Below are 17,830 nucleotides of genomic sequence, written 5' to 3' on the forward strand. Positions count from 1 at the left end.
CTTGCTTGAGCGTTACGTATCGTGTACGAAGCTTCGCCTAATAGTCACCTTTCAATGGGGTGCCGGGCTGGTTGACGGCGTTTACGCTGTAGCGACACGCACAGCCGGAGGTCGCGCCGTGGCTCTTGAAACCCCAACCACGTTGGCGCAATCCACCGTTGACATGCCGTGGACACTCACCGGCGGGCGCGGCATCTTCGGGCTTGATCCGATCTCCGGGGCCATCGTGCTCTGGGTCGGGCTGATGGTCCTCATCGTCCTGTTCGTGCTGCTGGCGGCGTTCCTGTCGCGCTGGAGCCTCTACCGGCTCAACCGGGACGACCGCCGCGCCGCCGTCGAGGAGGCCCAGGCCAGCCTGAGCCCGGCCGAGCGGGCCCGGCTGCGCACCGAGGCCGGCGAGCTGATCCGGCAGGCCGCCGCGACCGCCGCGGCCGCCAAGCGGGCCCAGATCGAAGTGGTCGAGGCGCAGGCCCGCAGCGTCGCCGCGCAGACCGCCCGCGAGCACGCGTGGTCGACGTTCGACGTGGCCCAGAAGGCCTACCAGGACGCCCTGCGCGCGGCCGGCCAGGTCGTCGACGCGCAGCCGGCGACCGATCAGGACGACGACACGAAGCGTGAGGTGTCGCGGGCCGCCCTCGACGCCTTCAAGCGCGGCGACATCACGGTCGACGCGCTGGAGCAGGTCTTCAAGGGCGTCGCCGGCGCGGACCCGCTGCAGGAGCTCGCCGCGCGCGAGGTCGAGCTGCGCCGGACCGCCGAGAGCCGGGCCCGGCGGCTCTACGAGGCGGCCGCCGCCACCGAGCGGGCCGCCGTCAAGGCCGCGGACGTGGCCGTCGTGGCCGCCGCCGCCCTCGCGCACGAAGCGGCCGAGGTCGCCGAGGAGGCCGCGGAGCTGCGCGACACCCTCGACGCCGCCCGCCAGGCCGGCATCACGGCGGCGACGCTGCTGCCCAAGGCCCGCGTGCCCCGCCAGCGCAGCCGCAACTCCCGCTCCGCCGCGACCGACAACACCGCGCTGTCGAAGGCCACCACCGAAGCCGCGTAGCGTCGGGCTCAGGCCGAGTCGGCGAGGGCGTCCGGCGGCGGGAGTTCGGTCTCGAACTGCATGCCGGCCAAGGCGGCCTGCAGGCGTGGTAGGTCGGTGTCCGCGAGTTGGAACGACGCGCGGCAGATCTTGTCCACCCACAGGGACACGACGACCGTGCCGCGCTGCGGATGGCACGTGACTCGCATCGTGCGGTCGCCGCCGCGGCGGTCCTCGAATACGTCGCCCGATTTGGGCAGCGCCACCAGCTCACCCATGCATCGATGGTGCGGCACTGAACGGCGGTTCAGCAAGGGGTTCAGTGCCGCCTCATCCGTGAGATCGCCCGGCGGCTAGAGAGCGACGGGGATCACTGCCGTCGGGGACGGGTGCTCGATGACGACGCGGGCGGGTTGCGGTACCCCCGAATCGCGGTGCAGTTCCAGCAGCGCCACCGTGTTCGAATGCTCGTTGGCCACGCAGAGGGCGCCGTCGAGGACGGTGAAGTGCCGGGGCCAGGTGCCGCCGGTGCTGACCTCGTCGATCGGCAGGAGGCCGCCGCCCTCGACGGCGAACGTGGTGATCGTGTCGTTTCCGCGGTTGGCCACGTAGAGGTGGCGGGCGTCGGCGGACAGGGCCAGCTCGCTCGGCAGGTTGTCGCCGACGGGCTGGACGAGGCAGGACGGTTTCACGTCGAGCAGTTCGAAGCCGGAGGTGTACGTCGAGACGGTCGACGAGAGCTCGTTGGCGACGAACACGCGGCCGTCGGGGTGGAACACGAGGTGCCGGGGGCCGCTGCCCAGCGGCTGGACCGTCGTGGTGCGCAGGTGCTCCAGGCGGCCCTCGGGCGTGATCCGGGAGTGCACGATCGCGTCCATACCGAGGTCGACGGCGTGCAGCATCGTGCCGCGGACGGTCACCTGGTGCGCGTGCGGGCCCTCCTGGCGGTCCGCGACGATGCTCGCGCCGGCGTGCTGGGCCAGGTCGGTCTGGCGGTCCAGGCCGCCGTCCGGGCGTAGGGCGAACGCGGTGACGCTGCCGCTGGCGTAGTTGGCCACGAACAGCTTGTCGCCCGCGACCGCGACGTGGCACGGGGAGCCACCGGCGGTCGGCAACGTGTTGATCAGCTCGCCGGTCGGGGTGAAGGCGGAGACCTGGCCTTGCTCGATCTCGCCCACCACATACCGCACGCCGCTCGGGCCTACGGCCAGGAAGCTGGGCGCGGGCGTGTGCACCGGCGGCGCGAGCGGCTTGAAGTCGTCGTCGTAGGTGGAGTACTGGTCTGCGTAGGAGCCGATGAGCACTGGCACCCGGCCAAGCCTAGGCTCCGGTTCTCCGGTCCGCAGCGCGGCTGCCCCGGACGGCTCATCCGGACCTTACATAGGGCCCTAAGGTAGGGGCAACACCACCATTGATCCAGGTGCTGACCGGCTCGATAAGGGGGCCCTTACCCGCAACGCTGTTCCCATGACAGCGCTGGCGCCCGCGGAACGCACAACCGACTTCGCCGTCCTCACCCAACGCATCCGCGCGGCCGGACTGCTGGAGCGGCGGCCGTGGTACTACACCGTCCGGCTCACCCTGGTCTTCGCCCTCTACGCCGGCGCCTGGGCCGGGCTCGCGCTCACGCACAGCCTGTGGTTCGGGGTGGTGCTCGCCATCGCGACCGCGCAGGTCGCGCTGGTCGCCCACGACCTCGCGCACAAGCAGATCTTCCGCGGCCGCCGCTGGTCGGAGGGGCTCGGCATGATCGCGGGCAACGTCATGATGGGTATGAGCTACGGCTGGTGGATGAACAAGCACACCCGCCACCACGCCAACCCCAACCACGAGGACCACGACCCGGACGTCGCGCCCGACATCATCGTGTGGTCGACGCGCCAGGCCGAGCAGGCCAAGGGGCCGGCCAAGTTCATCGGCGGGCACCAGGCGCTGCTGTTCTTCCCGCTGCTGCTGCTCGAGGGCTTCAACCTGCACGTCTCCAGCGCGCGCGGCCTGCGCAACGTGAAGCGCCGGGGGCTGGAGTCGGTCCTGCTGTACGGCTTCTTCGCCGTCTACCTGGCGGCCGTCTTCCTGATCCTGTCCCCGCTCGCCGCGATCGGGTTCATCCTGATCCACCAGTGCCTGTTCGGGCTGTACCTGGGGATGACGTTCGCGCCGAACCACAAGGGCATGCCGATGCTCACCGCCGAGGACGAGCTGGACTTCCTCCGCAAGCAGGTGCTGACCTCCCGCAACGTGCGCGGTGGCGTCTGGCTGGACGTCGCGCTCGGCGGCCTCAACCTGCAGATCGAGCACCACCTGTTCCCGAGCATGGCCGCGCCCAACCTGCGCAAGGCCCAGCCGATCGTCGAGCAGTACTGCGCGGAGATCGGGGTTTCGTACCACTCGGCGAGCTTCGTCGGCTCGTACGTCCAGGCCCTTCGCCACCTGCACGAGGCCGGAGCGCCGCTGCGGCGGTAGCGTCGAGGGCGTGGATCATCTTGCGCTGGCCGACTACCGGGCCCGGGTCGCCGCCATGTACCTCTCCGACGAGGACCTGGCGGGGTTCCGGGCCCGTCGCGATGAGCTGTTCGCCACCCACTCCCAGTCGGCCGCGCCCGGGCCGCTGCGGTACTTCCCGCCGTCGGACGAGTTCGTCGCGACCGTCCCGCTGACTCCGGCCGACGGCGAGCTCGAGATCGCCACGGGCGGGTCCGACGGGGTGTTGCGGTACCAACGCGCAGGAATCCTGGAAACGCCGTGGGGCCCGCTGACGCTGTTCTGGCTGGCCGCGTACGGCGGCGGGCTCTTCCTGCCGTTCCGCGACGGCACCAGCGGCCGGGAGACCTACGGGGCCGGGCGCTACCTGACGGACACGATCAAGGGCACGCACGGCCGCGGCGTCGAGGTGCTCGGCGACGGCCGGGTGCGGCTCGACTTCAACTACGCGTACAACCCCAGCTGCGCGTACGACGACCAGTGGGCCTGCCCGCTGGCGCCGTACGAGAACCGGCTGACGGCGCGTCTCGAGGCGGGGGAGCTGACCTACTCAACGCCGGCGGGCGCGTGAGGCCCGCAGCCGGCGGAGGCGCTGGACCACGATCGGGTCGTGTGCCAGCGCCAGCGGATCGTCCAGGAGCGCGTTGAGCAGCTGGTAGTAGCGGGTCGTGCCGAACCCGAAGGTGTCCCGGATGGCCTGCTCCTTGGCCCCGGCCTGGCGCCACCACTGCTTCTCGAACGCCAGGATCTTCCGGCCGCGCTCGTCGAGCTCGGCCGGCTCCTCGGCGACCGCGAGGTCGGCGACCGCAAGGTCAGCGACCGCGAGATCCGCGCCCGGCGCGCCGTCGAAGTCGTCATCGAGCGCGTCGTCGACGTCCTCTGTGGAGGGTTGCGCCGGGACGCGGGCGGCGAGGTCGTCGCGCTTCATCGTCGATAACCCTAATGGCTGACCTCCTAGATCGCCCCGGCCCAGCGCATGTCGACCTCGCTCAGTTTCGTGCTCTCCAGCACCGTCCGGGCCTCGTCGGCGGTGAGGTTGGCGCTCGGGTCCTGCTCGTCCGGCACCCACAGGGTGATGCCGCCCGCGCGGGTGGCGCGTGCGAGGAACCGGTCGGGACCCCGGCCCTTCGTCGCGTTCACGGTGCAGCCGCGGGTGCGGTCCGACGACATCGAGGTCAGCGCGGCCATCCAGCCGTCCGGCCGGACGTGGACGCTGTACTGGGTCAGGCCGCGGTAGCGCTCCGGCAGCTTCGCCGGGTGGACCGCGACGAGGACCTTGGCGTCGGTCGGCCGCACCGAGCGGGCGACCTGCAGGACCACCTCGGCCGCGTTGGGCAGGCCGGACGCCTGGACGGTCAGCACCGGTCCGCCCGGTGCGATCCAGGTGACCCGGGTGGGGTCGGCGTTCGTGAACAGCCGCCCCGGGACCTGGCCGATGGTCACCGGCTGCCCGGTGCCGTCTTCGGTGAAGGCCTCGCCGACGACCAGGCAGATGCCGGGCGGCAGGTCGTGGTTCTCCGGAAAGTCGACGCCCTCGGGCAGCCAGTAGCGGCGCGACCCGTTCTCGGTGCCGTACGTGACCTGCCGGCACCGCTCGACCAGCCCGGCGGGCACCGAGCCGGGGGAGTAGTACAGCGGCGCGCCACCCTCGACGATCTCCGAAGGCGCGGCGGTCGAAGGAGCGGCGGTCGAAGGAGCGGCGACCTCGGCCGGTGACTCGCGGCCCAGCCCGTTGAACAGCGGAATCCCCACCGCCGTGGCGGCCGCCGCGCCACCGAGCGCGCCCACCCCGACGAGGATCTGGCGCCGCTGCCGGTGGAACCGGGCGCGGGCGGTGATCCGGCCCCGGACCCGTTCGGGCGGCGCGGCGGTCGCCGCGATGGCGTCGAGAGCGGCTTTCACAAGCTCATCACTCATCTGGTACTCCCTGAAAGTTGGCGCAGCGTCGCGAGCGCCCGGGCGGCATGGCTACGCACCGTGGCCGGACGGCACCCGAGCTGGTCGGCGATCTCGTGGTCGGTCAGCCCCTCGTAGTACCGCAGCGCGACGACCATCCGCTGGCGCACCGGCAGCGCGGCGATCCGCCGGATCATGGCGTCCCGCTCGTCCACCGCCTCGGCCGGGTCGGCGAGCGGCGCCCCGGCCGCGTCGAGCGCGGCCAGGGACATCGGCACCACCCGGGCCGCCCGCCGCCGGCGCCACGAGGCGAGCTCGTTGACGATCATGCGTTTGACGTAGGCCTCGGGCACGTCGGCGGCGCTGATCCGGGTCCACCGCGACTGCGCCCGGGCGAGCACCTCCTGCACGATGTCCTCGGCCAGGTGCGGATCGCACGCGAGCACGGTGGCGTACCGCAACAGGGCCGCGAGCCGCGCGCTGAGAAACTCCTCGAACTCCATCGCCCCTAGAGACGCACAAACCCCCGGCTTTTGTGCACCCCCAAATCCACTTCCGCCCGCGCGCCGCACCTACGCCCGTACCGGCGGGGCCTGGCTCGGGATGACCCCATGAGGCCGGCACCGAAGGCGCCGCTCATGCGGGGGTGCGGGTGGAGGCGAAGCCTTCCCCGCCGCGAGCGGAGCGAGCTATGACACAGTCAGGCGGTGACGATCGTGACGCCGGCCTCGCGGAAGGCGTCGAGCGTCTGCGGTGTCGCGTTCGAGTCGGTGACCAGGGTGTCGATGCGGTCGATCGGACAGATGCGCGCGAACGCGTGGCCGCCGAGCTTGGAGCTGTCGGCGATGATGACGACGCGGCGGGCGCGGGCGACCATCAGGCTGTTCATCGCCGCCTCGCCCTCGTGGTGGGCGGCCGCGCCCAGGGTCACGTCCAGGGCGTCGACGCCGAGCAGGGCGATGTCCAGGGTGACGTCGCGCAGGATGTTGCCGCCGAGGGGGCCGACGAGTTCGAAGGACTGGGGGCGCACCACGCCGCCGGTGACGACGATCTTCATGCGGGAGCGGACCAGGAGCTCGTTGGCGATGTTGAGGGCGTTGGTGACGACGGTGAGCTGGGCGTCGTCGACGCCGCCGGTCAGTTCGGGGCGCACGGCCAGGGCGCGGGCGACCTCCGTGGTCGTGGTGCCGCCGTTGAGGGCGACCACCATCCCCGGCGAGACGAGGGCGGCCGCGGCCGCGCCGATGCGCTGCTTCTCCGGGGCGTGCTTCGCCGTCTTGTACCGCAGCGGCAGGTCGTAGGACACCCCGTTGGCGACGGCGCCGCCGCGGGTGCGCGTGATCATCTGCTGCTGCGCGAGCTGGTCGAAGTCGCGGCGGATGGTGGCCTGGGACACGTCCAGGCGCTCGGCCGCGTCCTCGACGCTGATCCGGCCGCTGTCCGTGAGGATCTCGAGGAGCGCGTTCCAGCGCGCGTAACGGTCCACGCGGCCCCTCTCTGCGCGTACGGTGCGAGATGTGTGCACAATAATGCGCGAAACAACGGGTAAACGCAAAGGCCATTGCGCGAAGTAGACCGGGTGATGGTTGCCAGCCTGGCCGGGCGTGCGCGATGATGCCGCAACCGGAAGGTTTGTTGCCAGTAACGAAGTGGGCGGAGTCAGGGCCACAAATGACGCAGACCGTAATCGCCCTCGACGTCGGGGGTACCGGGATCAAGTGCGCACTGGTCGGCGCGGACGGCGACGAACTGCACACGGTCCAGCACGCGGAGCGCCACCCGACCGGGGCGGAGCGCGGCGGCGAAGCCGTGATCGCCGACATCCTGGATATCGCCGAAGGCCTCGCCGCGACCGCCCGGGCCAAGGGCCTGGAGCCGGTCGGCGCCGGCCTCGTGGTGCCCGGAGTCATCGACGAGGTCAACGGGGTCGCGGTGTGGGCGGCGAATGTCGGCTTTCGTGACGTACCACTGCAGGCTCTTCTGGAAGCACGCCTCGACCTGCCCGCGGCTCTCGGTCACGACGTGCGGGCGGGCGGCCTGGCCGAAGCGCGCCTCGGCGCCGGCCGGGGACGCGACTACGTGCTGGTCATCCCGATCGGCACCGGGATCGCTGCCGCGAACGTGGTGCACGGCCAGGTGTACACGGGCGCGCACGGCGCCGGCGGCGAGATCGGCCACATCGTGGTGCGCCCCGGCGGCCCGGAGTGCGGCTGTGGCCAGCGGGGCTGCCTGGAGGCGATCGCCTCGGCGTCCGCGGTCGGCCGGCGCTACTCCGAGCAGGCCGGTCGCCCCGCCACCGCCGAGGAGGTCGTGCGCCTCGCCGCCGCCGGTGACCCGGTCGCCGGCGCGGTGTGGCGGGAGACCGTCGACGCCCTCGCCGACGGGCTGCTGACCGGCATGGCGCTGTTCGACCCGGCGGTCATCGTCCTCGGCGGCGGTTTGGCCGAGGCCGGGGAGGCGCTGCTCGGCCCGCTGCGCGCGGGCGTGCACGCACGGGTGACCTTCCACCGCGAACCGGAGATCACCCGGGCCGCACTCGGCGACGAGGCCGGCTGCCTGGGCGCGGCGCTCATCGCGCTCGACCACCTGCATGCAAAGGGGAACGACTCATGACGCTGGTGTTCGGACTCAAGGTCGTCGCGGGCGACCGTGTCATCGACAACGGCTTCGTGCGGGTCGAGGGTACGCAGATCGCCGAGATCGGAATATCGGAAGAAAAATCAGTCGATGCCGGATTTGTCGTACCCGGCTTCGTCGACATCCACGTCCACGGCGGCGGCGGCGCGACGTTCACGACCGGAGACCCCGAAGAAGCCCGCACAGCGGCGGCCTATCACCTGCGGCACGGCACCACCACCATGCTGGCCAGCCTCGTCACGTCACCGCCGGAGCTGATGATGAGCGCCACCAAGGCGTTCGCCCCCCTCCAGGCCGAGGGCGTGCTGGCCGGCATCCACTTCGAGGGCCCGTACCTCTCCCAGGCCCGCTGCGGCGCCCAGAACCCGGCCCACCTGCGCCACCCCGACCTCGCCGAGCTCGACGCGCTGATCGAGGCCGGCGACGGCGCGGTCCGCCTGGTCACCGTCGCGCCCGAGCTGCCCGGCGCCCTGGACGCGATCCGGCTCCTGGTCGAGCGCGGGGTCGTGGCCGCGATCGGGCACACCGACGCCACCTACGAGCAGACTCTGGCCGGGGTCGCCGCCGGCGCGACCGTCGGCACGCACGTGTTCAACGGCATGCGCCCGCCCCACCACCGTGAGCCCGGCCCGGTCTTCGCGCTGCTCGGCGCGGCCGGCGTCGTCTGCGAGTTCGTCGCCGACGGCATCCACCTGCACGACGGCACCCTGGCCTTCGCCACCTCAGTCACCGGCCCGGCCCGGGCCGCCCTGATCACCGACGCCATGGCCGCGGCCGGCATGCCCGACGGCCGCTACGACCTGGGCGGGCAGAGCGTCGACGTGGCCGCGGGCGTGGCCCGGCTGACCCGGGACGGCTCGATCGCCGGCAGCACGCTGACCATGGACGCGGCCTTCCGCCGGGCCGTGGGTGCCGGGGTGTCGCTGGTCGACGCCGCGAAGATGGCGGCCGGCACGCCGGCCGCGGCGATCGGCCGCGGCGACGTCGGCGAACTGCGCGTCGGCGCCCGGGCCGACCTGGTGCTGCTCGACGACAACCGGCACGTTCAGCGCGTGATGCGCGCCGGCTCCTGGGTGTCGTAGAACGGGCCGGTCCAGGCCGCGTAGCGCCGTGGGAGCGGGATGTCGTCCCACGGCACCCGCTGCAGGATCCGGTCGAGCACGACGCCGACCAGGAGTGCGGCCAGGCCGTCGGTGAACCAGTGGAAGCTCAGGTAGGTCGTGGTGAACAGCACGATCAGCGGCACCACGACGCGCAGGGCGAGCACGTATCGGGGGCGCAGGACGCCGGCGAGCATGCTGGCCAGCACGCCGTAGAAGACGATCGTGTTGATGACGTGCCCGGACGGGTACGACATCCCGGAGTCGATCCGGAACAGCTCCTCGGGGCGGCTGAGCACGTGGTTGCTGGGCGCGGTGCGGTCGGTCCACAGCTTGATCGGGCCGATGGTGATGTACGTGATCAGCTCCGCGCCGATCAGCGGCAGGAACGGCCGGATCGTGTGCCGGGCCCGGCTCATGAAGAACGCGGCGATCGCGACCATCGGCGTGAGCACGCCACCGCCCTGGCCGAGCAGGTTGCCGATCCGCAGCACGATGTAGAACCAGTAAGGCCGGTGCGCGTCGGCGAAGTCGCGCACGCCGGTGTCGAGGTGCAGCAGCGAGGTCTTCGCGGCGAGCAGGACCGTGATGGCGGCGAAGCCGGCCAGCAGCAGCGCGTCGAGCCACCAGCCGGACGGGCGGACGGGTCGAAGCTCAAGGCGCACGAGGGAAAACGTACCCGAACATGCGAAAGGGCCCGGTCGCCCGGGCCCCTTCGTGCACAAGTTCTCTACATCAGGTTGCGCAACTGGTCGGCGATCCGGTCGATCCGCACACCGGAGTTCGGGCAGCCGCCGAAGTGGTGCAGCGCGATCACCTTGTTCGTGCGGCGGGAGATGACCGGCGAGCCGGACGACCCGCCGTCGGTGTCGCAGTAGTAGGACATGTCGGTGTTCGCGGCGTACCCGTCGTATGACGGTTCGCTCACCGCGCAGTTGCCGCTGCGCTCAGTGCTGTCCTCGGTCGTGATCACGGTCGGGGCGCCCCGCGGGTGCTGCGGGATGTACAGCTCCTCGCCCCGCACCGGCGCCCGGTCGTCGATCTCCAGGAAGCCGAACGACTGGATCTGCGCGAAGTTCTTCACGCTGAACAACGTGTAGTCGAGGATGTCGTCGGTCGCCAGAACCTGGTCACCCATGACCTTCGTGGGGCGCAGCGTGGAGCCGCCGTTGCAGCTGGCGCACTCGTAGTTGAACCAGACCTCGGTGCTCTTGGCCTCGCGGGTCGTGGTGAAGCAGTGGTGGTTGGTCAGCATCCGGTTCTGGCTGCCGACCCGCCAGGCCGTGCACAGCTCGACACCATTGATGAGCAACCGCGCGACGGGCTTCGAGTTCGCGTACGCCACCGGGTCCGACGACTTGTAGCAGGCCGCGTTCTCGGTCTCGTTCGTGCGCCCGCAGATGCTCTCCTCGTGCGGCGCCGCGGCCAGCTGGGCCTTGCGGTCGGTGTCGGCCTTGGCCCGCTCGGTCGCCGTCTGCCCGCGCGCCACCTTGTCGACGGTGACGCCCATGCTGGCCAGCTTCGACCGGATGCCGAACACGTCGTCGCGCGCCTTCACGACCTGCACGACCGCGCGGTCCCCGGACACCGACATGGTCCAGTTGTCGCTGTTTTCCAGATCTTTCCGGGTGTACTCGTAGTGCTCGGACTTGCTCACATCGCTCACGACAACCTTGTCCGCGTCGTCGAGCGCGAGCCGCGAGAAGTGCACCTTCACATAGTCCGCACCGGCGTAGCTGAACGTCCGGCTGGCCGCCCGCTCGATGCTGCCGCCGGTCACGGACTCGAGCACCCCGGCCGGCTGCGCGCCCGGCTCCTCCAGCCCCGACACGTCGTGGAACAGGCGCAGCTTCGGCGCGCTGGCCGGGCCTCTCGCCGGCTGCGCCGAGTCGGAGGACGCCATCGCGACCCCCGCTCCGGTGATTCCCAGCAGGGCACAGACCCCGGCTACCAGCAACGACCTACGCCGCATGAGCGCGTCCTTCCATGGATGAGCAAAAGCAGAAGGGAACGCCCGCGAAGCGTTAGGGGTAAATCGGGCGATCCGCCCCATTCAACGACCCATCCCCGCACAAGGGATCGGATTCTGGCTGTGATCCGTCGACCGTCCCCATGGTCCGGTCCGTACGGTTGATGCTTTTTGCCCGGGTCGCTACAGGGTCGGGCGCCCGTCGGTCGTGCCGCCGGTCCGGGCCAGCAGGCCGCCCAGGCCGACCCGGGTCGTCACCACGGTGAGCAGGTCGTCGGCCCGCAGCACATACGACTCCGGCGGCGCCCACACCGTCTGGCGCTCCCCGTCGGTGGCGACCGCGAGCACCCGGACCTCGCCCACGTCCTGTGCCGCGGCGACCGGGCGGCCGTCCAGCTCGGAGCCGCCGCAGACCGGCACCTCGGCCAGCAGCAGGACCCGGCGGCCGACCGGGATGGTGCCGATGACCTCGCGCTCCAGCAGCGCGGCGGCGAAGGCCGGGGCGGCGAGAAACGACACGCTCCGCGAGGCGGTGATGCCGAACGCCCGCTGCACCCGGTCGGCGAAGCGGCCGTCGAACAGGCGCAGGACGACCCGCAGCTCGGGGTTGAGGGCGCGGCTCTCCAGGGCGGCCTCGAGGTTGGCCTGGTCGTCGGTGGAGACCACGACCAGCGCCCGGCAGGTGTCGACGGAGGCGGCCCGCAGCGTCTCGACGTTGCTGGCGTCGCCGACGATGAACGGCACCCCGCGGGTGCGCGCGGCCTGGGCACCCCGGGCGTTCTCGTTGCGGTCGATCACCACGACCGGCACGCCGAGGTCCACGAACGCGTGCATGACGCGGGTGCCGACGTTGCCGAGCCCGACCACGACCACGTGGTTGGAGACCGGCTCGCGCAGCCGGCCCAGCGCCAGGGCCAGCCGGGCGTTGACCACCGCCTCGACCACCGCGGCCGTGATCACCGGGATCAGCGCGACGTTGACCAGGCCGAGCAGGGTGGTGACCAGCTTCTCCGGCCAGTGCGACTCGAGGTCCGGGCTGGCTCCGGTGAGCTCGGCGAGCAGTGTGACGTAGGCGGCGTTCCACCAGCTGATGTGCTTGTAATGGGCGATGACCGCAGTGCCGGCCGCGAGCATCGCCAGCAGCACCAGCGCCGTGAGCCAGAGCTTGCGGCCGACCAGGCCGCGCAGCGTGTGCAGCGGACTGTGCAGCTGGCGGCGCCACCAGCGGCGCAGCCGGCTCTCCCGCGGCGCGGTCGGCCGCTCGGCCCGCTCGTCGCGCGAGACGACCGTGGCCGCGCGCTCGCCGCTGGCCACCGCCAGCACCAGATCCGCGTGCTCGGCGGGCAGCAGCTCCGGCGACTCGGCGTCGTCGTCACCGGTCGTGCGGGCCAGGCCGCAGACCACGTCCTCGGCGCGGACCTCGCTGCGGCGGGCGACGAACAGGGTGCGCTGGGCGACCCGCACGTGCACCGGCGCGACCTCGCCGAGGGCCTCGGAGACGAACGCGGGCGCCGCCATCTGCGCGTCGGAGAGCACCCGGACGTCGGCGAAGTTGCGCCGCACGCTGTGCCCGAGCCGCAGGTTGAACATCCGGATCACCAGCCGGACGCCCGGGTTGACCTCCTGTGCCTGCAGCGCCGCGTCGAGGTTGCCGATGTCGTCCTGCTTGACCAGGGCCAGGGCGTCGGCCGAGGCCAGCCCGGCCCGCTCGAACGCCTCGGTGTCGGGCCGGTCGGCCTCGATGATCCGGCCGCCGTGCCCGTCCAGCAGCTTGACGATGTCGGGCCCGTGGCGGCGCTGGCGGCTGGGCAGGATCGCGGTGACGTGCACGCCGTACTGCACGATCAGCTCGGAGATCAGCCGATGTGCCAGCGGATCGTCCCCGCACACCACGACCCGCTTGACCGGGGCGTGCACGACGTGCCGCTCACCCTCGACGACCGGCTCGATGGACCACGGACGGGTGATCGCCTGAACGCGTGGAAGGTTCCCCCGCAGCCGCCGCATCAGCCACGACTCGGACGCCACCGGCCGATCCTAACGAAGATCACCAGTTTCCGAAGACCGGCGACCTCGTTGGTCCCGGCGAATCGCATTGTCGACCAGATGGGTATTCGAGACATGGGGTCTAGCGGCACCAAGCCAGAGACAGGGTCTGCGTCCTTGAACACGTGGCTTCGCCGGACGGTTGGGACCGTCGGTATCGCGGGCGGCATGCTGCTGCTCGGTGCCGGCGCCGCGCACGCCGATGACACCGCGCTGGCGCCGGGCGCGCTGGACGACCTGTTCTCGCCCGTCGGTGGCCCGAACAACCAGGCGCTGCAGATGCAGGCGTACACCGACCGGATCGACACCAGCACCGAGTCGGTGACCGAGGCCGCGGGTCAGCGCACCGCGCGGGCCGGTCAGGCCGTCCCGAACATGCTGCCGGGCCTGCCGGTGTCGAGCCTGGTGCCGACCAACAGCCTGGGCCTGCCGCAGACGACGTCGAGCCGCCTGCCGAACCTCCCGGCCCTGCCGACCGACGCGGTCGCCGCCAGCGCCCTCCCGGCCGCCGGTCAGGCCCCGTCCCTGGCCAACACCGAGGACTCGCTGTCCACGCTCCCGCTCGTCGGCGGCCTGACCGATTTGTCCCAGCTCGGCCTCCCGGGCGCGGGCCTGCCGGGCACCGACACGCTGCAGGGCGCGTCCATCGCGGACACCTCCAGCGCGTTCCCGTCGGTGCAGCAGCCGAAGCCGTCCCCGCGCAAGGCCAAGAAGGGCCACGCCCAGACCGAGGCCCTCCCGATGGTCGGTGGCCTGCCGGTCGTCGGCGGTCTGCCGCTGCTCAACGGCGGCGGCCTGCCGGTCCGCGGCAACCTGAACCCGGTCGACAACGTCGGCCTCCCGGTCGGCGGCGGCCTCCCCGGCGGCGGCCGCGCGGCCACCGAGGCGGGCGGCCTGCCGATCGTCGGCAACGCCCTCCCGCTCGGCGGCAGCGACGTCCTGAAGAACGACTCGGTGCGGGGCGTCCCGGTCATCGGCGGCGTCGGCCCGACCCCGGGCGTGAGCACCACCGCGGTCGCGAACCGCCTGGTCCCGACCACGGGCGCCCTCCCGCAGGCGGCGAGCAACCTGCCCCTGGTCACCGAGTCGGCCGCCTACGCCCCGCGCCACGCGGAGTCGGCCGCCTACGCCCCTCGCCACTCCCAGACCGAGGCCCTCCCCGTGGTCACCGGCCTGCCGGTCGTCGGCGGCCTGGCCCAGGGCGTGCTCCCGTTCTTCAGCGGCATCGCCGGCTGATCCAGCCGTCAGGCACAGCACCTTCGAGCGAGGCCGGTCCCCTGGTGCGGGACCGGCCTCGCCCGTCCCCGGCCCGGCCCGGTCATCCTTCCGAGCGCGCGGATACGTTCGCGGACGATCGTGCGGCAGGGGCGAGGTCGATCCCGACCTGGCGGTACAGGTCGTTCAGCCGCCCCTCGACGTCGACGTCGGCGCCGAGGACGTCGAGCGTCGCCTTTCGCTCCGACTCGAGTCGTTCGTCAAGCCAATCGTACCGGCTGCTATCCATGTCGCTCCTCCTTCCCGAGCCTCTCGATGCGGGTACAGCTTCTTGATCAGGTTCTCGCGGGCCAGTCTGAGGTTCGATCGGACGGTTGCCGCGCTCTTGCCGGTCAGCGCGGCGATTTCGGCCGGCTTGAACCCGTCGACCGTCAACGCCATGACGATTCGCTGTTCGGGCTTCAGGGCCCGCAGCGCTCGCCGGACCTCGTCGGCGTCCGAGGGTGTCGCGCCCGTGTCTCGTCCGTCGAGCCGCGCGAGCCTGATCGCCAGGTCCCGCTCCTGGAGCCCGCGCGTCCGGCGGGCGATCAGGGTCCGGATCGCGGCCTTGTACGCGTACGCGGTCGGATCGGCCGCGGTTCCCCATGCCTTGAAGAGGCTGATCATCGCTTCCTGGGCGAAATCCTCGGCCTCGGACCGGTCTGTGCCGTTGCGGAGCAGGAACGCGATCAGCTTCGAGTATGTGGCACGGTAGAAGTCGGCGAAGTCGGTGAACTTCGCGCTCGAATGCGTGGACTGCTCTGGCATGCGCTGCTCCTAAGGGGGTCAACAACCACGAATCGATGCTTGTGCATCCCGGTGCTCCCGACTGGCATCGTTACCGCCCCCTCGATTCCTTAGTGTGCGTGCAGCGCCGAATCGTGCAGTCCCTGGCGTCGGTTTTCTGCCGACCGGGTCGTCGGAGGGCGAACGCCAGCACGAGTGCGGCAGCGGTCGCGGCCGCGACGATCGTGATCAGCGTGGACCTGGTGGAGGCATACGCCGAGGGCACGCCGATCAGGGCGATGTTGGTCAGTGCGATGAGCGGCGCTACACGGTGGTCCCGCTTTGTCGTCACGCACCTGGTCGTGTGGGAACGGTGCTGACGCGTGCAGTCAGCGAGCCTTCTGCTGCTCGGCGTAGTTGGCCAGCCACTCCACCTGGGTCGGGTCCAGCGACGGGCGGACGCGCTCGCGGGCCAGCTCGACGTGGGTCGCGGTCACCTCGGTGGCGTCGAGCGACTCCCGCATCGCCGCGAGGGCCGACTCCCGGATCAGGGCCGCGCAGTCCGCGGCCGAGAACCGGTCCAGGGTCCCGGCCAGCGCGGCCAGGTCGACGTCGGGGGCGAGCGGGACCGACTTGGCCGCGGCCCGCAGGATCTCGGCGCGGGCGTCGGCGTCCGGCGGGGGTACGAAGACCAGCCGCTCCAGGCGGCCCGGGCGGAGCAGGGCCGGGTCGACCAGGTCGGGGCGGTTGGTGGCGCCGATGACGACGACGTTGCGCAGGGACTCCACGCCGTCGAGCTCGGTGAGCAGAGCGGCCACCACCCGGTCGGTGGTGCCGCCGTCGGTGGCCTGGCCGCGGGTCGGGGCCAGGGCGTCGACCTCGTCCAGGAAGACCAGGGTCGGCGCGGCCTCGCGGGCCCGGCGGAACAGCTCGCGGACGGCCCGCTCGGACTCGCCGACCCACTTGGAGAGCAGCTCCGCGCCCTTCACCGACAGCACGTTGGCCTTGCCGGTGCCGGCGATGGCCTTCACCAGGTAGGTCTTGCCGCAGCCGGGCGGGCCGTAGAGCAGCACGCCGCGGGGCGGGTCGACGCCGAGGCGGGAGAACGCGTCGGGGTAGGACAGCGGCCACAGCACCGACTCGGTCAGCGTCTGCTTCACCTCGACCATGTCGCCGACGTCGTCGAGGGTGACCTTGGCCAGCTCGAGGGAGCTCTCGGCCATGGAGGTCGGCCGGACCACTTCCAGGGCGGCGTCGAAGTCGGCCATCACGACCTGGGGTGTTTCGGCTTCGCGGCGATGGCGCAGCGCGGCCCGTACCCCCGCCTCCCGGGCCAATGCGGCGAGGTCGGCGGCGACGAAGCCGGGCGTGCGGGCGGCGACGTCGTCGAGCTTGACGTCCTCGGCCAGCGGCATGCCGCGGGTGAGGACGGTGAGCTGCTCGCGGCGCAGGGCGGCGTCGGGCAGGGGCAGCGCGATCTCGTGGGCGAGCAGGTCGGGGGAGTGCAGGGCCGGGTCGACGGACTCGGGGCGGCTGGTGGTGCACACGACCGCCTCGCCCTCCCGGATCAATTCCCCCAGGAGCTGCCGGAAGACGGTCGAGAGAGGGCCGGGCTGGTCGCGCGGCGCGAGCGCGTCGACGTCGGAGATCAGCAGGATGGCCGGGCCGGGCGCGCGCATCTCGTCGGCCGCCTTGCGCAGCCGCGCGGCGGCGTCGTTGTTGGCCAGCGCGGCGATCTCGGGTGCCCACAGGGCCACGACCTGGGCCTCGACCTCGCCCGCGACCGCGTGCACGAGGGCCGACTTGCCGGAGCCGGCCGGCCCGGTGATCAGCATGCCCAGGGACACGGTGGTGCCGAGCTTGGCCAGCACCTCGCCGTGGTGGAAGCCGAGGTCGAGCAGCTCGATCAGCTGCTCGGCCTGGCTGCGCAGGCCGGGGAGGTCCTCCAGCGTGACCGCCGGCGTCACGGTGACGGTCGGTGTGGGGGCGGGGGCCGAGGTGGCCGTGGCCATGACGCCGCCCGGGGCGTGGGTGGCCTGGCCGTGCTGCCAGCCGACGGCGGTGTCCATCGTCACCAGGGCGCCCGCATCGGGCTCGGCCGCGACGACGGTGAGCAGCGCGCTGGTGAACGCGAAGCCGACGGTGTTGGAGAGGCTTCGGCGCGCGGCTTCGACCAAACCCCGATCCACCATGTGTACAGCCGGTGCCGAAACGGACAACGTGCCGAGGGACACATCCTGAGGCAGCAGTGACACGTTGTCGCCGACCGTGACGACCTTGCCGAGCAGCGCCAGCCGCAGCATCTCCGGCGACACGACGGCCATGATCTCGGCCGGCCCGGCCAGGGTGACCGTCCCGGCCGCGCGCAGCGGTGCGGCGGCCACCGTGACCTGGCCCCCGTCGCGCAGGCCGAGGTTGCCCAGCAGCAGGTCGTCGGCGTAGAGCAGGGCGCGGCTGGCCCCGGCCTCGGCCACGGCGGCGATCCCGGCCGACGTCCGCCGCCCGGTGATGGTGACCGGGTCGCCCGGGCTCAGCCCGAGCGCGGTCAGCACCTCCCGGTGCAGGCGCACGACCCCCCGGCGGGCGTCGAGCGCGGCCGGGCGGAGGCTGGCAGTGAGCGTCAAGGTCGCCGACACGTGTCCGAGCGTATCTGTTGCTGTGAAGGGCCTGAGTCTTTACCTGACTCGCAACATCGGG

The 17,830-nt window shown here is 71.9% G+C and carries 17 protein-coding genes; 6 read left to right on the top strand and 11 right to left on the bottom strand.

Annotation, left to right across the window (positions count from 1 at the left end):
• The first annotated feature begins 163 nt into the window (after nucleotides 1-163).
• Nucleotides 164-1,045: a hypothetical protein gene (locus tag ACIA8L_RS01370; RefSeq protein ID WP_395899221.1), complete on the top strand. Its 882-nt coding sequence runs from the start codon at nucleotides 164-166 to the stop codon at nucleotides 1,043-1,045.
• A gap of 8 nt (nucleotides 1,046-1,053) precedes the next feature.
• Here ACIA8L_RS01370 and ACIA8L_RS01375 read toward each other — a convergent pair whose 3' ends face one another.
• Both ACIA8L_RS01375 and ACIA8L_RS01380 read right to left on the bottom strand, forming a co-directional pair.
• Nucleotides 1,054-1,302, bottom strand: a complete 249-nt coding sequence (locus ACIA8L_RS01375) for a hypothetical protein (protein WP_395899223.1) — start codon at nucleotides 1,300-1,302, stop codon at nucleotides 1,054-1,056.
• Nucleotides 1,303-1,377: 75 nt separating this feature from the next.
• Nucleotides 1,378-2,334 (bottom strand): lactonase family protein, encoded by a 957-nt coding sequence (locus tag ACIA8L_RS01380; protein ID WP_395899225.1) that lies wholly within the window; start codon nucleotides 2,332-2,334, stop codon nucleotides 1,378-1,380.
• 157 nt (nucleotides 2,335-2,491) lie between these two features.
• Between ACIA8L_RS01380 and ACIA8L_RS01385 the strand changes: the two genes are divergently transcribed.
• Both ACIA8L_RS01385 and ACIA8L_RS01390 read left to right on the top strand, forming a co-directional pair.
• Complete coding sequence (locus tag ACIA8L_RS01385) at nucleotides 2,492-3,487, top strand: fatty acid desaturase family protein (protein ID WP_395899227.1); 996 nt, start codon at nucleotides 2,492-2,494, stop codon at nucleotides 3,485-3,487.
• Nucleotides 3,488-3,497: 10 nt separating this feature from the next.
• Nucleotides 3,498-4,076, top strand: coding sequence for a DUF1684 domain-containing protein (locus ACIA8L_RS01390; RefSeq protein WP_395899229.1), 579 nt, complete (start codon nucleotides 3,498-3,500; stop codon nucleotides 4,074-4,076).
• Here the strand turns inward: ACIA8L_RS01390 and ACIA8L_RS01395 are convergent.
• The 4 genes from ACIA8L_RS01395 to ACIA8L_RS01410 form a co-directional block, all read right to left on the bottom strand.
• Nucleotides 4,056-4,433, bottom strand: coding sequence for a DUF3263 domain-containing protein (locus ACIA8L_RS01395; protein ID WP_395899231.1), 378 nt, complete (start codon nucleotides 4,431-4,433; stop codon nucleotides 4,056-4,058). The two genes, ACIA8L_RS01390 and ACIA8L_RS01395, sit on opposite strands and share 21 nt — an antisense overlap.
• Before the next feature lie 26 nt (nucleotides 4,434-4,459).
• A complete protein-coding gene (locus ACIA8L_RS01400) occupies nucleotides 4,460-5,422 on the bottom strand; it encodes a hypothetical protein (RefSeq protein ID WP_395899233.1) in 963 nt (320 codons plus the stop codon).
• Entirely contained in the window at nucleotides 5,419-5,904 is a 486-nt protein-coding gene (locus tag ACIA8L_RS01405; protein ID WP_395899235.1) for a SigE family RNA polymerase sigma factor, read from the bottom strand. Before ACIA8L_RS01405 ends, ACIA8L_RS01400 begins: the two co-directional genes overlap by 4 nt.
• A 197-nt stretch (nucleotides 5,905-6,101) precedes the next feature.
• Nucleotides 6,102-6,887: a DeoR/GlpR family DNA-binding transcription regulator gene (locus ACIA8L_RS01410; RefSeq protein WP_395899237.1), complete on the bottom strand. Its 786-nt coding sequence runs from the start codon at nucleotides 6,885-6,887 to the stop codon at nucleotides 6,102-6,104.
• 185 nt (nucleotides 6,888-7,072) lie between these two features.
• Between ACIA8L_RS01410 and ACIA8L_RS01415 the strand changes: the two genes are divergently transcribed.
• A complete protein-coding gene (locus tag ACIA8L_RS01415; RefSeq protein ID WP_395899238.1) occupies nucleotides 7,073-8,014 on the top strand; it encodes an ROK family protein in 942 nt (313 codons plus the stop codon).
• Nucleotides 8,011-9,120, top strand: a complete 1,110-nt coding sequence (gene nagA, locus ACIA8L_RS01420) for an N-acetylglucosamine-6-phosphate deacetylase (protein ID WP_395899240.1) — start codon at nucleotides 8,011-8,013, stop codon at nucleotides 9,118-9,120. The genes ACIA8L_RS01415 and nagA overlap by 4 nt, the downstream gene beginning before the upstream one ends.
• On the opposite strand, the gene ACIA8L_RS01425 is transcribed toward nagA, so the two are convergent.
• The 3 genes from ACIA8L_RS01425 to ACIA8L_RS01435 form a co-directional block, all read right to left on the bottom strand.
• Entirely contained in the window at nucleotides 9,084-9,803 is a 720-nt protein-coding gene (locus ACIA8L_RS01425; RefSeq protein WP_395899242.1) for a phosphatase PAP2 family protein, read from the bottom strand. The genes nagA and ACIA8L_RS01425 overlap by 37 nt on opposite strands.
• A 65-nt stretch (nucleotides 9,804-9,868) precedes the next feature.
• Entirely contained in the window at nucleotides 9,869-11,110 is a 1,242-nt protein-coding gene (locus tag ACIA8L_RS01430; RefSeq protein WP_395899244.1) for a trypsin-like serine peptidase, read from the bottom strand.
• A 180-nt stretch (nucleotides 11,111-11,290) separates the two neighbouring features.
• Nucleotides 11,291-13,135, bottom strand: a complete 1,845-nt coding sequence (locus tag ACIA8L_RS01435; RefSeq protein WP_395899246.1) for an NAD-binding protein — start codon at nucleotides 13,133-13,135, stop codon at nucleotides 11,291-11,293.
• Between the two features lie 186 nt (nucleotides 13,136-13,321).
• Between ACIA8L_RS01435 and ACIA8L_RS01440 the strand changes: the two genes are divergently transcribed.
• Nucleotides 13,322-14,389 (top strand): hypothetical protein, encoded by a 1,068-nt coding sequence (locus ACIA8L_RS01440; protein ID WP_395899248.1) that lies wholly within the window; start codon nucleotides 13,322-13,324, stop codon nucleotides 14,387-14,389.
• A gap of 165 nt (nucleotides 14,390-14,554) precedes the next feature.
• On the opposite strand, the gene ACIA8L_RS01445 is transcribed toward ACIA8L_RS01440, so the two are convergent.
• Both ACIA8L_RS01445 and ACIA8L_RS01450 read right to left on the bottom strand, forming a co-directional pair.
• The gene (locus ACIA8L_RS01445; protein WP_395899250.1) at nucleotides 14,555-15,175 is read right to left on the bottom strand and encodes an RNA polymerase sigma factor; all 621 of its coding nucleotides are present in this window, start codon (nucleotides 15,173-15,175) and stop codon (nucleotides 14,555-14,557) included.
• Between the two features lie 347 nt (nucleotides 15,176-15,522).
• Nucleotides 15,523-17,769, bottom strand: coding sequence for an AAA family ATPase (locus ACIA8L_RS01450; RefSeq protein WP_395899252.1), 2,247 nt, complete (start codon nucleotides 17,767-17,769; stop codon nucleotides 15,523-15,525).
• Between the last annotated feature and the right edge of the window lie 61 nt (nucleotides 17,770-17,830).

The sequence above is a fragment of the Dactylosporangium sp. NPDC051541 genome, from assembly GCF_044454505.1.
GTDB lineage: Bacteria > Actinomycetota > Actinomycetes > Mycobacteriales > Micromonosporaceae > Dactylosporangium.

Excerpts from the sequence above, each read along its gene's own strand:
- nagA (WP_395899240.1), top strand. The coding sequence starts at position 8,011 with ATGACGCTGGTGTTCGGACTCAAGGTCGTCGCGGGCGACCGTGTCATC.
- ACIA8L_RS01415 (WP_395899238.1), top strand. The coding sequence starts at position 7,073 with ATGACGCAGACCGTAATCGCCCTCGACGTCGGGGGTACCGGGATCAAG.
- ACIA8L_RS01440 (WP_395899248.1), top strand. The coding sequence starts at position 13,322 with ATGCTGCTGCTCGGTGCCGGCGCCGCGCACGCCGATGACACCGCGCTG.
- ACIA8L_RS01395 (WP_395899231.1), bottom strand. The coding sequence starts at position 4,433 with ATGAAGCGCGACGACCTCGCCGCCCGCGTCCCGGCGCAACCCTCCACA.
- ACIA8L_RS01385 (WP_395899227.1), top strand. The coding sequence starts at position 2,492 with ATGACAGCGCTGGCGCCCGCGGAACGCACAACCGACTTCGCCGTCCTC.
- ACIA8L_RS01405 (WP_395899235.1), bottom strand. The coding sequence starts at position 5,904 with ATGGAGTTCGAGGAGTTTCTCAGCGCGCGGCTCGCGGCCCTGTTGCGG.
- ACIA8L_RS01370 (WP_395899221.1), top strand. The coding sequence starts at position 164 with ATGCCGTGGACACTCACCGGCGGGCGCGGCATCTTCGGGCTTGATCCG.
- ACIA8L_RS01375 (WP_395899223.1), bottom strand. The coding sequence starts at position 1,302 with ATGGGTGAGCTGGTGGCGCTGCCCAAATCGGGCGACGTATTCGAGGAC.
- ACIA8L_RS01400 (WP_395899233.1), bottom strand. The coding sequence starts at position 5,422 with ATGAGTGATGAGCTTGTGAAAGCCGCTCTCGACGCCATCGCGGCGACC.
- ACIA8L_RS01445 (WP_395899250.1), bottom strand. The coding sequence starts at position 15,175 with ATGCCAGAGCAGTCCACGCATTCGAGCGCGAAGTTCACCGACTTCGCC.
- ACIA8L_RS01430 (WP_395899244.1), bottom strand. The coding sequence starts at position 11,110 with ATGCGGCGTAGGTCGTTGCTGGTAGCCGGGGTCTGTGCCCTGCTGGGA.